This window comes from Flavobacterium urocaniciphilum (genome assembly GCF_900110615.1).
Lineage (GTDB): Bacteria > Bacteroidota > Bacteroidia > Flavobacteriales > Flavobacteriaceae > Flavobacterium > Flavobacterium urocaniciphilum.
In genome coordinates this window covers 139,793-155,748 of record NZ_FOEI01000002.1, presented here as the reverse complement: position 1 = coordinate 155,748, position 15,956 = coordinate 139,793, and the positions used below count along the sequence as shown (strand labels likewise).

Annotated in this window: 14 protein-coding genes and 1 tRNA gene; 3 read left to right on the top strand and 12 right to left on the bottom strand. The window is 31.1% G+C overall.

The annotated features are described in order from the left end of the window. Positions 1 to 18: 18 nt before the first annotated feature. Positions 19 to 2,097, bottom strand: coding sequence for a M43 family zinc metalloprotease (locus BMY86_RS13030; protein ID WP_177177126.1), 2,079 nt, complete (start codon positions 2,095 to 2,097; stop codon positions 19 to 21). Between the two features lie 313 nt (positions 2,098 to 2,410). Here BMY86_RS13030 and BMY86_RS04860 point away from each other — a divergent pair, with 313 nt between their 5' ends. Further along, entirely contained in the window at positions 2,411 to 5,785 is a 3,375-nt protein-coding gene (locus tag BMY86_RS04860; RefSeq protein ID WP_091465957.1) for a reprolysin-like metallopeptidase, read from the top strand. A 72-nt stretch (positions 5,786 to 5,857) separates the two neighbouring features. Here BMY86_RS04860 and pth read toward each other — a convergent pair whose 3' ends face one another. The 6 genes from pth to BMY86_RS04835 all read right to left on the bottom strand — a co-directional run bounded on the left by pth (position 5,858) and on the right by BMY86_RS04835 (position 11,491). Continuing rightward, complete coding sequence (gene pth / locus BMY86_RS04855) at positions 5,858 to 6,505, bottom strand: aminoacyl-tRNA hydrolase (protein WP_394332560.1); 648 nt, start codon at positions 6,503 to 6,505, stop codon at positions 5,858 to 5,860. Between the two features lie 72 nt (positions 6,506 to 6,577). Further along, positions 6,578 to 8,683, bottom strand: a complete 2,106-nt coding sequence (locus BMY86_RS04850; RefSeq protein ID WP_091465955.1) for a peptidylprolyl isomerase — start codon at positions 8,681 to 8,683, stop codon at positions 6,578 to 6,580. A gap of 79 nt (positions 8,684 to 8,762) precedes the next feature. After that, a complete protein-coding gene (locus tag BMY86_RS12955) occupies positions 8,763 to 8,954 on the bottom strand; it encodes a hypothetical protein (protein WP_143065596.1) in 192 nt (63 codons plus the stop codon). A gap of 8 nt (positions 8,955 to 8,962) precedes the next feature. After that, positions 8,963 to 9,508 (bottom strand): LPS export ABC transporter periplasmic protein LptC, encoded by a 546-nt coding sequence (gene lptC / locus BMY86_RS04845; protein ID WP_091465953.1) that lies wholly within the window; start codon positions 9,506 to 9,508, stop codon positions 8,963 to 8,965. Between the two features lie 5 nt (positions 9,509 to 9,513). Continuing rightward, entirely contained in the window at positions 9,514 to 10,764 is a 1,251-nt protein-coding gene (locus tag BMY86_RS04840) for a BamG family beta-barrel-assembly machinery protein (RefSeq protein ID WP_091465951.1), read from the bottom strand. Continuing rightward, positions 10,757 to 11,491 (bottom strand): type III pantothenate kinase, encoded by a 735-nt coding sequence (locus BMY86_RS04835; protein WP_091465949.1) that lies wholly within the window; start codon positions 11,489 to 11,491, stop codon positions 10,757 to 10,759. The genes BMY86_RS04840 and BMY86_RS04835 overlap by 8 nt, the downstream gene beginning before the upstream one ends. Positions 11,492 to 11,612: 121 nt before the next feature. Here BMY86_RS04835 and BMY86_RS04830 point away from each other — a divergent pair. After that, a tRNA-Phe gene (locus tag BMY86_RS04830) sits at positions 11,613 to 11,685 on the top strand. A gap of 38 nt (positions 11,686 to 11,723) precedes the next feature. Further along, on the top strand, positions 11,724 to 12,008 hold the full coding sequence (locus BMY86_RS04825) for a GIY-YIG nuclease family protein (protein ID WP_091465947.1): 285 nt from the start codon (positions 11,724 to 11,726) through the stop codon (positions 12,006 to 12,008). Between the two features lie 134 nt (positions 12,009 to 12,142). Here the strand turns inward: BMY86_RS04825 and BMY86_RS04820 are convergent, their stop codons facing one another. The 5 genes from BMY86_RS04820 to ruvC form a co-directional block, all read right to left on the bottom strand. Beyond that, positions 12,143 to 12,835 carry a PH domain-containing protein gene (locus tag BMY86_RS04820; protein WP_091465945.1) on the bottom strand — a complete coding sequence of 231 codons (693 nt, stop codon included), beginning with the start codon at positions 12,833 to 12,835 and terminating at the stop codon, positions 12,143 to 12,145. Between the two features lie 110 nt (positions 12,836 to 12,945). Further along, the gene (locus BMY86_RS04815) at positions 12,946 to 13,305 is read right to left on the bottom strand and encodes an MmcQ/YjbR family DNA-binding protein (RefSeq protein ID WP_091465943.1); all 360 of its coding nucleotides are present in this window, start codon (positions 13,303 to 13,305) and stop codon (positions 12,946 to 12,948) included. A gap of 11 nt (positions 13,306 to 13,316) precedes the next feature. Further along, a complete protein-coding gene (locus BMY86_RS04810) occupies positions 13,317 to 14,075 on the bottom strand; it encodes a cyclase family protein (RefSeq protein ID WP_091465941.1) in 759 nt (252 codons plus the stop codon). 41 nt (positions 14,076 to 14,116) lie between these two features. Continuing rightward, a complete protein-coding gene (gene hemW / locus BMY86_RS04805; protein WP_091465939.1) occupies positions 14,117 to 15,292 on the bottom strand; it encodes a radical SAM family heme chaperone HemW in 1,176 nt (391 codons plus the stop codon). An 86-nt stretch (positions 15,293 to 15,378) separates the two neighbouring features. Next, on the bottom strand, positions 15,379 to 15,933 hold the full coding sequence (ruvC, locus tag BMY86_RS04800; RefSeq protein ID WP_091465937.1) for a crossover junction endodeoxyribonuclease RuvC: 555 nt from the start codon (positions 15,931 to 15,933) through the stop codon (positions 15,379 to 15,381). Between the last annotated feature and the right edge of the window lie 23 nt (positions 15,934 to 15,956).

Here is a 15,956-nt window from a genome sequence, read left to right as displayed (position 1 = left end):
ATAAAATATTATTAAAATTTATTCTTTGATGAATTTTAATGTTTTAGTTGCATCACCTAAATTTAAGTTTAAGAAGTAAACTCCATTAGCAAAACTTGCCACATCAACAGTTAAATCTGCATCAGAAGAAATGTTTTTTACAACTACTTTTTGACCAATACTGTTAAAGATTTCCATTTTACCTGTTCTTTCAATTCCTTGAGGAACATCAATTGTAAAGAAATCTCTAGAAGGATTTGGATATAATTTAACATCACTAATTAAACTATAACTATCACTGTCTAACGCAATATTATTTGTAAAATAGCTAACTCTAGAAGCTGGTGTATTAGCAGGATTAGATGCCACAAAATCAGTTACATTAACAACATTTGTAGATGCACCTGTTACCGTATAATATCCTACATTAATACCATCATATAATCCGTCACCATAAGAATCCGTAACTGTTAAATAATAACATCCACTAGCTGGCAATGTCCAAGATTGATTAGTAACTACATACTGTAATGTATTAGTTGTACCATTAGTATAAGCTCCACCAGTACCTCCAGTACCTCCTGAATATAATATTGTACCAGCTTGATTTCTTAACTTCCAAGAAACTTCAGATGCATATCTATCTGTAACTAAATTAAAAGTAAATGAAGTTGTATTTGCATAAGCCAATGGATTTGTAATTCCAAATGTTTTTGAAGCTGTATTATTTGATGCTCTTTGGTCTGTTCCGTTAGCTGCAGTTATAGAAACATTTAAAGTTCCATAAGAAGCAGAATTTGTTAAAGTAACAACCGCATATTGATTAGTTGCCAAATTACCAGTCCAGTTTTGATTGTAAGTTGTTCCACCATTAATATTATAGCTTATTGTAGCTGACGTTAAATTTGAAGTCCCTCTATTGTATAGATATACAGTTTTAGCTGGAGACGGTGGATTTGGAACTGCACATGTTGGATCATTAGTACATGAATTTTGTATGATAACTTCAGCATCATTAGCGAATAATGGAATAGCTACATCTTTCGTAGATGTTTTTAATGAAGCTCTTCTTGGTGAATTATTCATTACAGTTGTGATTCTTGTTTTTTGATCATTAGTAAAAATATTCATACAAGCATCGTCTGTATAATCCATATAATTTTCAAACATTTCATCTGAAGTACCACATGAATTTGCTTTTGGATGAGTTGGACAACCTCCATTAGCTGTTTGATGAGTTGGTGTATCAGCACAATAATCTGTTCCACAATTTGCATCACCCCAAATATGTCTTAATCCTAAAAAGTGACCAACTTCGTGAGTCATTGTTCTTCCTTTATCAAAAGGAGCAGCAAAATTACCTGTAGCTAAATCTGAACTTCCAAAAAATCCGTAACCCGCAACAACACCATCTGTATTTGCAGCACCACCATTTGCATTTAAACCTGTTAATCCAGATGAAGAAGGAAATTGCGCATAACCTAATAATGAAGTATCTGTAAAATTAACAGACCACATATTCATATATAATGTTGGATCCCAAATTGTAGCAGGTTTAACTATTGAATTAATATCACCTGTAGACCAAGAAGCTTTACACATATTAACTCTATCAATACCATTAGTAGGGTTTCCGTTTGGATCTACTTTAGCTAAAACGAATTCTATTTGAGTGTCAGCTCCAACAGCACTAAAATTTTCACCTGGTGTACCAGCCATTTTTCTAAAATCCTGTGTCATAACAGTCATTTGAGATTGAACTTGTTCATCAGTAATATTTTCACCTGTTCCGTAAGCGTCACCATTGTGAATAACGTGAACTACAACAGGGATATAAATAATACCTCCAGATTGCGAAGAAACTTCTTGTAAGTCTTTTTGTTCTTTAATTTTCTGAGCAAGCCAATTTTCAAATTGCTCTCTTGTTTCCATCTTTGAATCTTGACTTCTTAAATATTCTTCATATTCATTAGAAGCACATCTGATATGTCCAGATGGAGTTATATTTTCAGGATTTACTTGTCTCCCAAAAACTGTTTTACCACCAGATTTGTTTTGTGCAAATATTACACTAGTAAAACAAACCAATAATGATAAAATTAAAGTAATTTTTTTCATGATTAATTTAAATATGGTTAATTAGCTAACAAATATAATAATTTTTCAATAATTACATTAATTTGTTGAAATAATAACTTTATTAATCAATACTTTAACATAATAATTCTCATTAATTAATAATATTTATTATGCATTTCAAAAATTTTAACAATAAATATCCATTAGAGCAGAAAAAAAAATATCAAAAATGCAGTTATACTTAAAAATTTACATTTTTTTAATAACAAGTTTATTTTTTTTTAATATTTAAACCAACAATATTGATATTTTTTTATATTTACCTAATTAACACCAAATTAACCTAAAAAAAATGAAAAAAACACTACTACTTTCATTAGTAAGTTTGTTTGCATTTCAAGTTTCAAATGCACAAACCGAGAATGTATGGAGTAAAAAAAACACATCTGATGTGTACTCCATTAACAAAATTGTTCAACGAACTGAATTTCCTGAAGAATTCAAGCTGTACCAATTAGATTTAGCTGGATTAAAAAGCAAATTATTTCAGGCAGAGGATCGATTTAAAAAAAATGCAAAATCTGTAATTATTACCATCCCAAATGCTGATGGTCAATTAGAAAATTACAAAATGTACGAAGCGTCAAATTTTGATGCCGAACTTCAAGCTTTATTTCCAGAAATCAAAGCATATGTTGGAAGTGGAGTTGAAAACCCAAAAAATATTTTAAGATTAAGTATTAGTCCGAATGGCATTCAAACCATGACTATAAAACCTAATGGGTTATCAGAATTTATGGAGCCATATTCTTCAGACAATACAATTTATGCCGCTTATACTGCAAAAAGTAGAAAAGGAAAATTACCATTTACTTGTGGAACGTCTGAAATGACTTTAGCTAATAAAATTTCTAAAAAAAGTAGCTCAGCCAATAAATCTAGTTTAAATCAAATCTTAACTTTTAGATTAGCTTTATCTTGTAATGCAGAGTATTCAAATTATTTTGGAGCGACAAGTTCTGCGCAAGTTGCCAATGTACTTACAGCATTTAACAACACTATGACAAGAGTAAATGGTGTATTTGAAAAGGATTTATGTATTCACATGAATATTATTTCACAATCAACAAATGTTATTTATTATAATTCTGGTACAGATCCATATACTACTATGACAAACTGGAATACTCAATTACAAAACACATTGAGTAACAATTTAACAGGTGTTGGAACTCCAATTGATAACAATAACGCTGCTTATGATGTAGGTCACATGTTTGGTTCTACAGGAGGTGGTGGTAATGCTGGATGTATTGGATGTGTTTGTGAAGACGATACAGCCTCAACAACTGACAAAAACAAGGGTTCAGGATACACTTCACCAGGAAACGGGGTGCCTTCTGGAGATACATTTGATATTGATTATGTAGCGCACGAAATGGGACACCAATTTGGAGCAAATCATACATTTTCTCATAACAATGAAGGATCAGGTGTAAATGTTGAGCCTGGTTCTGGTTCTACAATAATGGGTTATGCTGGAATTACTGCGCAAGATGTTCAACTTAATTCTGATGCATATTTCCACATAGTAAGTATTGATCAAATTCAATCTAACATGGAATCAAAAACTTGTCCAGTTAGAACTAGTATTACAAATAACACTCCAACTGTGAACGCTGGGTTAAACTATACAATCCCTAAAAGCACTCCTTTTATCTTAACAGCTGTTGGTTCAGATCCTGATGCAGGCAATGCTTTAACGTATTGTTGGGAAGAAATTGATAATGCTTCTTCAACTCAAACAGGCGCACAAAGTGCTGCAGCAATTTCAAAAGCAAGTGGTCCTAACTTCAGATCTTATTCACCATCAAGCAACGCTTTTAGATATTTCCCAAGAATCCAAAGTATCATAGCTAATTCTGCGACAACTACTGGTAGTGAAATTACTGTTGAAGCTTTAAGTTCTGTAGCAAGAACTTTAAATTTTGCAGTAACTGTTAGAGATAACGTTTTAGGTTTTGGACAAACAGAATATGATATTGCAACATTAACTGTAAATGCAACTGCTGGCCCTTTTGCGGTAACTGCACCAAATACAGCTGTTACTTGGCAAACAGGAACAAATCAGACTGTAACTTGGAGCGTTGCTGGAACAACTGCTAACAATGTTAACTGTCCAACTGTTGATATTTATTTATCAACTGACGGAGGAAATACTTATCCAATTTTATTAGCTACAAATGTACCTAATGATGGTACTGAAACGGTAACTATTCCTAATAATCCTGGTGCTAATAATAGAATTATGGTTAAAGGTTACAATCATGTATTTTTAGATATATCAAATACTAATTTCACAATTAGTGCCCCTGCATCAACTTTTGGTTTAGCTTATGGAGGTGCATATGGCGCTCAAAACAAAACAATTTGCCAAGGAAATAGCACAACTTATACATTAAACTATTCCGCTTTAGGAGGTTTTTCTGGTACAACTAATTTAACTGCAACTGGTAATCCAGCAAACACAACAGTAACTTTTACACCTAGCACAATAAATGCTAATGGAACAGTAACAGTTAATGTTTCTTCTACAGGAGCAGTAGCGGTTGGTAGTTACACAATTACTGTAACGGGTACTTCTGGCGCTACAACAAAAACAGTTAATTTATACTTAACAGTTGTAAATGGAAATTTCACAACTCAAACTTTAACTACTCCAGCGAATGCTGCTACTGGTGTTTCTACATCACCAATTTTAACATGGACTGCAAATGCTGCAGCAACGTCTTATGACATACAAGTTGCTACAGATGCTGCATTTACAAATATTATTGCTTCAGCAAATGTAACTGGAACAACTGCAACAGTAACAGGATTAAATGAAATTACTACATATTACTGGAGAGTATTGCCTAAGAATGCTGGATGTTCAGGAACTTTTAGTTCTGCATTTAGTTTTTCAACTGGAGAATCTAACTGTACATATATTTACACTAATGATACTTCAATGAATGTTCAAGACGGTACAGGCGCAAATGCTCCAGGAGCAACAGCTACAAAAACAGTAACAGTTCCAGGAACCGTAACTGGAAATATTAATAGTGTAACTACAACAGTTACTTTAAGTCATACTTATGTTCAAGATATCGTTTTAGAATTAAGTCACCCAGACGGAACTAAAATCAGATTAATGAACAGAAATTGTGATGAAGGAGCTACAACTCCTGCAACATATACATTTAACTTTACAGATGCTGCAGCTAGTGCATTACCAAATGGTTCTTGTTTAAACCCAGTAATTACTGGAAATGTTAAACCACAACAACCGCTAAGTGCATTTGGTGGAAAAACGGCCGTAGGTAACTGGACATTAAGCGCAACCGATTATTATAATGGTGACGTAGGTACAGTTGATGCTTGGAGCATGACACTTTGTATGGCTCAAGTTCCTTTATCAAGCGATTCATTTACAAGTATTGATGATTTAATAATCTATCCAAATCCAAATAATGGTAATTTCAATGTAAACTTTACTTCTCAATCGTCAAATGATATTGAAATTATGGTTCATGACATTAGAGGAAGACAGGTTTATAATAAATCTTTCAACAATAATTCTGTATTTAACCAAAACATTCAATTAAACAATGTTGAAGCTGGCATTTACATTATTACAGTAAAAGATGGTGAAAGAAAAGAAAACAAGAAAATTGTTATCGAATAATTCAACACCAATTCAAAATAGAAAATGCCCATAGAAATATGGGCATTTTTTTTATCCTAAATAGAAAATTAATTATTTACCATTGAAAGTATTCATCGTATTATTTAATCCAGCAGCAACAAACGATTTAATGATTTCAGACGAGATACTCAAACGTTCTTTAAGCAATTCTTTTTCCTCTTCTGTCCATTCTCCAAGTACATAGTTAACTTGTTGCCCTTTTTTAAACTCATCACTAATACCAAATCTAAAACGAGGGTATTCTGATGAATTTAACACCAATTGAATGTTTTTAAGCCCGTTATGACCACCATCTGATCCTTTTGCTTTAATTCTAATACTTCCAAAAGGCAAATTTAAATCATCCGTTATCACTAAAACATTTTCTTTTAATATATTTTCCTTTTCCATCCAATATTTAAGCGCTTTACCACTTAAATTCATATAAGTATTAGGCTTTAAAAAAAATACAGACTTTCCTTTAATTTTAAATTCTGCTACATCACCTAACTTTTGTGTTTGAAATGAAATTGATTCTTGATGAGCAAAAAAATCTAAAATTTTAAACCCAATATTATGCCTTGTATTAACATATTCAGAACCAATATTTCCCAATCCAACAATTAAATATTTTTTCATCTCTTCTATATCTTTTGATTTAACTTCAAAATCATTAGTATTAGATTTATTACTAAATACTTGAAGTAGCATTTTAAAAATGTTCATATAATTTTTTGCAAAAATAAAAAAAGGGCTGAATTACTTCAGCCCTTTTTTTATTTTTAATTGATATTAGAATCTTCCTCTATTATCAACAATATCAGCTTTATCTTTTAAACCTTGGATGATTCTATAAGAAGCCGCTCCTTTAGTTTGTTGATTTAATTGATCAATTTGAGTTTTGAAGTCTTTAACAACTGGTGCTTTTACTAAAGCTTTTGTTCTAACCATATAAACTCCTGAATTACCTTCAATAATTTTTGAAGTTTTACCAGCTCCTAAACCGTATGCTGTACCAATTACTTTTGGTTCGTATCCTAAATTTGGAACTACTGGAGAAGCCATTGTTACACCAACTGCTGGAGAAATAGTTGAACCTGTAGCTTTTGAAACCGCTTCTAAAGAAGACCCAGTCATTTTCTTTTTAATGATTGCCGCTTTTTTCTCATTTTTGATAATTGGCTCAACAGATTGTTTTGCCATATCTAAAGGTAAAATACCGTCATCATTTTTAGATTTTAATTTAACAATTGCAAATCCTTGGTTAGCAATATCAAAACGTCTAACATCATTTACATTTGTATCATCGTTGAAAGCCCAAGTTACGATTTGTCTTTGTAAACCTAAACCTGCAACATTTTCATCAAAAGCTCTAACGCTAGCTAATGGAGCAACTTTTAACCCTGAAGTTTTAGCTGCTTTTTCAATACCATTTGCAGTAGCATCTGATTCAACTTTTAATGCTTTATTGTAATTTGTATCTTCTGTTTTTTCTGATGGTTGAACTTTTAAAGCAACAGTAGCTAATAAAACTGCATCATTTTTACCATCAACTTTCATTACATGGTAACCAAAATCTGTTTCAACAACTCCTGTTTTTCCAATTGCATTGTTAAATAAGAAATCATTGAAAGGTTTTACCATTTGACCTGGAGCAACATTATCATATACTCCACCGTTCATTTTAGAACCTTGATCGTCAGAATTTGTCATAGCTAACATAGCCATACTAGCAGGATTAGCATTAACTTGCGCTAATAAACCATCTGCTTTCGCTTTAGCCTCTTCTTTAGTTAATTTAACTGTTGGAGCAGCTTGCATTGCACCTTTGTAAGCAATTAAAATATGGCTAACTTTTGCAGTTGCACCTGATTTTCTACCAGCAACTCTAGTTAATTTAGAATATCCATTATCTACATATGGTCCGTAAACTTGACCTGGAGATAAAGCATATAATTGTTCAGCAAATTGAGGATTGATGTCTTTTTTCGCAACATAAGTAGAATCGAATTTGATATCAGAATATTTGTTAACATATTCTCCTAAATTAGTAGCTGTACGGAAAGAAGGAATTGTATCATTAACTCCATTTCTCATTTCTACTTTACCATTTAAAAATCCATCCACTCTAGATTTCATAGCTGCTTCATCTTCCGCAGAAGGTTTGTTTTCAACTAATACATATTCTAAAGTTCTTGTATTATCATACTTGTATTTTTTAGGATTTTTCTTCATGTAAGCAATCATTTCTTCATCAGTAACTTTAACCTGATCGTCACTAACTGTAGAATAAGCAACAGCTACATAATCGAAATCAACTTTATTATTGTCTCTTTCGTACTTTAATTTCCCTTCTGTTTTAGTAGTATAAACACTTGACTTAATTAAAGTATTATAGATTTGTTCTTTAGCAAAATCTTCAATTTGAACTTCATATGCTTTCCATTGATTCCACATTGTTTTATCTGGAGCACTTTGTAAAGAATTGATATATTCGGCAAATTTTTTATCGTCAAACTGTCCAGCTGCATTTAAAAACTGTGGAGATTTTGAAAGTTGTGGATCATTTTTGATAACAGACATTAATTGATCTTTACCTAATAATAACCCAATTTGGTCATATTGCTCAGTTAATAAAGCTTTTCTAACTTCTTGATCCCAAACAGAATTTACTGCTTGAGTATTACTAATGCCTTGTTGTTGTTTTTCGACATTAGCAACTTTATTCATAAACTCTTGGTAATCGAACTTAGTTCCATTGATAGATCCAATATTATTTGTACTACCACTAAATCCACCACTTTTAATAACATCTGCTAATACAAATGAAAATAACGCTAATGCAATGATTAGAATTAATAAAATAGAACGTTGTCTAATTTTTGATAAAATTGCCATTTTTTATATATTGATTATTTTTATTCAGAGGGCGAAAATACAATTATCTATTTAATAATAAAATAGTATTGCAAGTTTTTTATTTGTTTTTTTGATTGTTTTCCATTTTTTTTACAAAACTTCTTCTTACAAAATACATAATGATAAATGCTACTGCGATTATTAATTGAATTGCGTAGTCTTTATTGTTTAGCATCTTATAAATTACAGAAATTGCAAACAAAATTCCTGCAAAAAGGTATAAAAACTGAGTATATTTAAAATATTTCATGTTATTTTTTATTTCATATTATTAACTTCTCCATTATTATTTTGCATATTGAAGATTTTAAAATCTTTACTAAAATCTATCCCTACTCCTTGAAGAAAACTACCGTCAGAATCTTTAAAAACAAATGGTTCTTCGGTAAAAAACCACTCGTTTTTTTGATCAAAATACAATTGATTTGTCTCTAATCTTTTACCTTCATGAGTAGTAATTTTTACATTACCAATTAAATCAATGACTTCTGTTTTTTTATAAGATATAGCTTTATCAGCAACAACAGTTGTTCTATTATTTTTATTATCAATTAATGTAACCAAAACCCCTTTTGGAAATTCAACAAAAGGATTCTTTGCAGTAGAATAGTCAACCATTTTCAAACTTTGAAGAATGGATTTCACTTTTCCTGAATCCGTGTATTTTAAATTAACAGAATCAGCCTCACCAGTTGGAACAAAAGTAGTTTTATAAATTTGCTGAACGTCTTTTAAATTACTTTCACAACTTAGCAAAAGCAAAATAAAAGTAAATAGAATACTTATTTCAGCAATCTTTTTCATTAGTATTAATTATATAAAGTCTTTTTAAACCATTTATCATTAAACAATAATCCAACGCTAATTCCGAAATAATCTTCACGAACTAAACCTTTCATTACCGTTCCTCTTACACCATATTCAACTCCAATATTGATACTTGAAAAAGTTCCTGAAATAGGAAGACCTAATCCAAAATTAACAGCTTTATCTTTAATTGAAGTATTATTAATAACTAAACCAGTATTTTCAAATCTGAAACCTGCACGGTAGGTAATTCTTTGTAAATAATTATTGTACGAATCATATTTAGGTAAAATAAAACCACCAAAAGCAATTTTAGAACCATTTTCGAAAGAAACATTTTCATAGTTATCAAATCTATTTAACTGATTACTAGAACCTGTTAAAGTTACATCACCTCCAAAAAACCATTTCCTATTACCAACTCCAGCACCAAAGGCAATTTTTGAAGGAATATTTAATTTACTATCTGGCACCGAAACTTCTTGAGAACTAACTGGAACTGCTACTCCTGAACCCGTCAAAGAAACAGTTGAAACCGTTCTAACATTATTTGAATTTAATGTTGCTTCTGGAGAAAACATAACACTGGTCATTAAATTTAATTTCTTATTTAAAGCAGTATTATATGTTAAACCTGTATTGAATGCAACACCTGACATTGTAGACTCATTAATTTCTTGCGAACCATATTGCACCCCTACTTGATACAATTGAGATTGAGTATCAATAGACCCGAATAAATATTGAAAGTCGATTCCTAAACTTAATTTTTTAGTAATTTTATAACCAGTTCCTAAGTAAACCTTGTTCACACCACCTTTTCCTAAATAAGAACTAAAAGTTCCATCTACCGTTCCATTATTTCTAATAAATCTGTATCCAACTGCACTTTGTGGCAAAATACCTGTTGAAACACCCCATTTTGTAAACAAAGGAAAACTAACAGTAAAATAATCAAAAGTTGTTTTTTTTGCTTTTTCTGAAGTTGAACCAGCATTCAATTTATAAAAAGAACTAGTACCTCCAATTTGAAAATTAGTAACAATTTGATTTGAATAAGTAGCAGGATTTAAAACATTAATATGTGTACTATCAGCATAAACACTGATTCCTCCCATATTAACAATATCATTTGTTCCTTTGAATCTTGAAACTCCAATTCCGTAAAAAGAATAAGGAGAAGGTGTATTTTCTTGTGCAAAACCAAAATTTGCTAGTAGTATCGTAACTATTAAGGCGATTCTTTTAATCATTTTGTAAATTATAAGTGTATAATTGTTGTAAACTTTTCAATAAGAAATTTTCATCGGCAAATATGGTACTTTTTAATCGATTAGCCAAAAAATTAGCATCTCCGCCTGTTAAAATTATTGTAAATTGTTCGTTTTTAACAGAATATTCAGAAATAAAGCCTTCGATTTCATAACACAATCCATTTACAATTCCAGAATGTATCGATTCATTTGTATTAATTCCTATAAAATGTTTAGGTTCATTTTTAGTCAACAAAGGCAATTTTGCGGTATAATTATGAAGTGATTCATAACGTAAACGCAAACCTGGAGAAATAGCACCTCCTAAATATTCGTTATTATTAGTAATAAAATCATAGGTTACACAAGTCCCCGCATCTATAATCAATGCATTTTGATTCGGAAATAATAATGTTGCTCCCGCTGCTAAAACCATTCGATCTACACCTAACGTATTTGGCGTACCGTATAAATTTTGAAAAGGAAATGCAGAATCTCGATTAATTTCAAACAAATCTACCTGTTTTTTTAGCCAAGAAATTTCATTTTGATCCAGTTTTCCCACAGAAGAAAGCACTGCTTTTGTACAATTTGGATAATTTTTGAAAATTTTTGAAAATTTTTTTTCAAATTCTTCTTTTTGAAAAACAAACTTTTCTATTAAGTTAACCTGTTTAAAAACAGCTACTTTAATGTTTGTATTTCCTACATCGATGGTGAATATCATATCTAAATATTAGAATTACAAATGTACAAAAATGATTTTTTTTATTTTTTGTTTTGGAAAATATAAAAATGGTTCTATATTTGCACCCGCAATAAGGAAGTAATATTACAGAATTATTCAAGGTACCTTAGCTCAGATGGTAGAGCAACGGACTGAAAATCCGTGTGTCCCTGGTTCGATCCCTGGAGGTACCACTTAAATCCCGACTCTGTCGGGATTTTTTGTTTTTACTATGCGCCATTTTTTATATATACTTTATTCTTCTTCTACCAATAAATTTTATATTGGTGAAACTTCAGATGTTACTTTCCGACTTAACTTACATAATACTCATGAATTTAAAGGTAGTTTCACAAAAATTGCTTCTGATTGGGAAATAAAACTGTCATTTGAAAATGAGCAAAAAAGCAATATTCTTTATCTAGAAAAATTTATTAAAAAAATGAAAAGCAAAGTTTTCATTCAAAAAATAATTGAAAACCCAGAAATATTAAATGATATATTATCTAAAAAATAGTTCCTGGTTCTCCCGAAACTTCGGGACTGGAGGTACCACTTAAATCCCGACTCTGTCGGGATTTTTTGTTTTAATACTATTTGATATAAAAAAACCGACTACATAAATTAGTCGGTTTTTTATTTTAGTTAATCTTACAACAAAGGTAAAATTTCATTTTTTAATTTATCATATTCTCCTTGAAGAATTAAACCATTATCCAACAGTTTTTTATAATTATTCAATTTCTCAAACAATTCATCTTTTGAAAGATCTGATAATTTTTTCTCATGTGGTGGTATTGGAGCCTCCACTTCAGTATCAGGAACTATTAAAGCTTCTTCAATAGGCATAATTTCTGCAAAATGCGTTACTTCTTCCGTTGGAACTTCTTCAATAACTTCATCAAAAACTGGCGCAATTTCTTCAACAATTGAACTTGAAGCTTTAGGATTTTTCAATAAATCCATTTGCTCTTTGGCATACGTATACAATTTGCGTGCTTGATTTTTTGGCAAATAATCTACTGTATGTGTTAATTCTGTTTTGGTTGAAAACGTAAAATCAGAACCTAAAATTCCTTCTTTTACAAAAGTTCCAGCCACATCATCCCAATCGTAATCTACAAACTCCATTGATAAACCAAGGTTTTTGGGCTTACACAAAATAATTCGTTTATTAGTTACTACAATACTATCTGGAAATACTGTAATAGCTGGTTTTTTCTGCACAGCTATATAACCTACTTCTTCATTAGACATTAATAAGTTTTCTAATTTAGAAGTGATTTTTTCAATTGCCTTTGGATCTTGGTCTTCGTTTAATATTTTCTTTAAATTATCAATCATAATACTTTATTATCGTTTATAGTTTGTTGTTGTAATATTATCAAAAGTAATGCCTAATTTTTACTTCTCTATACAATTCTGAAAAAAAATTAGAATCACTCGAAGTGACGTTATTGTATCTCCGCTTGAATTTTTTTAGTTAAACTACTAAAAACCAAATCGTAAGAATCATTAATTAAATCACACATCATTTTATCATTTACATCAGAATGGAAACGTACGGTATTCCAATGTTTTTTACTCATATGATACCCTGGCTGAATCGCTTCATATTCTGCTCGAAGTTCCTCTGCTCTATCGGGATCGCATTTTAAATTCAAACTTGGTTCATCTTTTTCCCATTGTTGCAAGGAAGTCAAGCAAAACATTTTTCCACCTACTTTAAACACCAAAGTATCTTCATCAAAAGGAAAATGTTCGGTAACTCCTTTTTTGGATAAGCAGAATTCATATAATTGTTGAATGTTCATATTCTTAATTTTTAAGACTCTAAACTATACAATACTGGTTTACTCGGACTCGCATCATTCTCAAAAGAAACAATTTGCAAGTTTAACAAATAACTCCCGTCAGAAATTGTATCAGTAACAAAAATTAATTCGGTAATTGTACAATCAAAACGAGCATCTTCATTTACATTGTTCACGTTTTTCACATTCCAAAAAGCTTTATGTGACAACAACTTTCCTTCGTCATTTTCTCGATCTACACTTGGTAAATCAATTAATAAATGTTTGATTCCGATTTCTCGAATAAACGTCGCCGCTTCTTCTAATAAATAAGGCGGATTCGTATTCGAATAGTTAATATGTTTTTTAGTTTCTAAATTTGGAAGTGTACGAATTACGATTGCTTCTGGTCTTTTACCATTAAGCGTATTTTCAATTTGACTTTTCGTAATAACCAAATCTTCATTTCTTTCTTCAGGTTGCACCGAAATCAATTCAGCCATAAAGAAAAATTGTTTCAAGGCTTGATTGACACTATAAAATTCTCTCGTTATATGCCCTAAACATTCAGTATGAGTTCCGTGTGCGTGCGGATTGAAAAAGATATTATTAAAATTTGTGGACGAATTACCTTCTGAAACTTTTCCTATCCAATCGCCCATTTTTACGGGTGAAATTTCTGGTTGATTTTGATACCAAGCAATCGGATTTTTTCCGTCTGAAGTAATCGGTAATGAGATATCTAAAGGTTTTGATAAATCAATCGTAAAATTATCTAGTTTGATTGTCATTTTGACTTCTTATTTAAAACTTTTCGAACCTTGTGGTTAAACTATTCCAAATTTACTAAAAACAAATCACTCGCAATACCATCACTTAAAAACTTTCCTTTTTTAGTAGTTTTTAAAACTTGCTTCTCGATACTTTTCGATTCAGACTTCATCGAAACACTCGAAGTGACGATTTCTAAAAGCTCTTCTAAAATGAATTTCTCTGCTTGTTTTTGTAAATAATCTAGATATTTTGAACCAAATTCAGATTCAATTCTTTCCAAAGAAACACCCCAAATCGTTCTTAAACCAGTCATAATATATTCGTTATAACGATCGTTTTTGGAAAGGAATTCTGTTTCCGATGGTACTTTATTTTCAGCAATCGTTTTTAAATACAACGAATTATTTGCCACATTCCAACTTCTACTTTCGCCATTATAACTGTGTGCAGACGGACCAATTCCGATATATTTTTTACCCAACCAATAGGCAGTATTGTTTTTTGAAAAGTAATCAGGTTTTCCAAAGTTCGATAATTCGTAGTGAACAAATCCGTTTTCTTCTAATTTATCAATTAAAATATGAAAATGTTGTTGCGCTAAATCGTCGTCTAATTTCGGAACCGTCCCAACTTTTATCATTTTGTCTAATGCTGTTCTTGGCTCAACCGTTAAGGCATAGCTGGAAATATGTGGAATATTAAAACTCAACGCAGTTTCTATATTTTGCAACCACTTTTCGTTGCTCATATTGGGCATTCCATAAATTAAATCGATAGAAATATTATCAAAATGTTGTGTGGCAAATTCTAAACATTTTTTGGCTTCCGCCGAATTATGTGCACGATTCATCAGTTCTAAATCGTCTTCAAAAAAAGATTGTACACCAATGGATAAACGATTGATTGGCGAATTAGCATATTGAAGAATGGTTTCTTGATCTAAATCATCAGGATTGGCTTCCAAAGTAATTTCAGGATTCTCAATTACTCGATAATGTTTATAAACGGAATCAATCAAAAATCGTATATCGTCAATCGTTAATACGCTTGGTGTTCCACCACCAAAATAAATAGTTTCTACCAATTCGTTTTGAAATTCACTTTTACGCAGTTCTATTTCCTTTGCCAATGCTAAAACCATTTCGTCTTTTTTCTTCATTGAAGTGGAAAAGTGAAAATCACAGTAATGACAAGCTTGCTTGCAAAAAGGTATGTGGATGTAAATTCCTGACATTTGACTAATTTTTCAATGTTCAATTTGACAATGTGCCAATAAAATAATCCTAAAAATGAGACATATTGGCTAATTGAGAAATTGCCTTATTTTTTCACTCTAGATTCATTCTGTTTCACAAAAGCATCCCAACCTGAATAACTTTTTCCAATTTCAACACGACCCGAATTGAAAAAATGACAAACTGCAGCTGCCAAACCATCTGTAGAATCGAGGTTTTTTGGTAACGTTTTTAGCCCTAACAATTGCTGTAACATTTTCGCTACTTGTTCTTTACTGGCATTTCCGTTACCTGTAATGGCCATTTTAATTTTCTTCGGTTCGTATTCTGTAATCGGAATATCGCGAGACAAACCTGCTGCCATAGCTACACCTTGCGCTCTACCTAATTTTAACATCGATTGTACGTTTTTACCAAAAAAAGGAGCTTCAATAGCAATTTCATCTGGATGATAGGTATCGATTAATTCAATGGTACGCTCAAAAATGCGACGCAATTTCATATAATGATCGTCCATTTTATTGAGTTGTAATTCGTTTAATTGAATAAACTCCATCTTTTTATTTACCACACGAATGAGTCCGAAACCCATAATGGTAGTCCCAGGATCAATGCCAAGTATAATGCGTTCGTTAGACATATTTTAATACACAGAAATTCGCA

Coding starts and splice junctions, on each gene's coding strand:
- BMY86_RS13030 (WP_177177126.1), bottom strand. CDS start 2,097: ATGAAAAAAATTACTTTAATTTTATCATTATTGGTTTGTTTTACTAGT.
- BMY86_RS04860 (WP_091465957.1), top strand. CDS start 2,411: ATGAAAAAAACACTACTACTTTCATTAGTAAGTTTGTTTGCATTTCAA.
- BMY86_RS04850 (WP_091465955.1), bottom strand. CDS start 8,683: ATGGCAATTTTATCAAAAATTAGACAACGTTCTATTTTATTAATTCTA.
- BMY86_RS12955 (WP_143065596.1), bottom strand. CDS start 8,954: ATGAAATATTTTAAATATACTCAGTTTTTATACCTTTTTGCAGGAATT.
- lptC (WP_091465953.1), bottom strand. CDS start 9,508: ATGAAAAAGATTGCTGAAATAAGTATTCTATTTACTTTTATTTTGCTT.
- BMY86_RS04840 (WP_091465951.1), bottom strand. CDS start 10,764: ATGATTAAAAGAATCGCCTTAATAGTTACGATACTACTAGCAAATTTT.
- BMY86_RS04835 (WP_091465949.1), bottom strand. CDS start 11,491: ATGATATTCACCATCGATGTAGGAAATACAAACATTAAAGTAGCTGTT.
- BMY86_RS04825 (WP_091465947.1), top strand. CDS start 11,724: ATGCGCCATTTTTTATATATACTTTATTCTTCTTCTACCAATAAATTT.
- BMY86_RS04820 (WP_091465945.1), bottom strand. CDS start 12,835: ATGATTGATAATTTAAAGAAAATATTAAACGAAGACCAAGATCCAAAG.
- BMY86_RS04815 (WP_091465943.1), bottom strand. CDS start 13,305: ATGAACATTCAACAATTATATGAATTCTGCTTATCCAAAAAAGGAGTT.
- BMY86_RS04810 (WP_091465941.1), bottom strand. CDS start 14,075: ATGACAATCAAACTAGATAATTTTACGATTGATTTATCAAAACCTTTA.
- hemW (WP_091465939.1), bottom strand. CDS start 15,292: ATGTCAGGAATTTACATCCACATACCTTTTTGCAAGCAAGCTTGTCAT.
- ruvC (WP_091465937.1), bottom strand. CDS start 15,933: ATGTCTAACGAACGCATTATACTTGGCATTGATCCTGGGACTACCATT.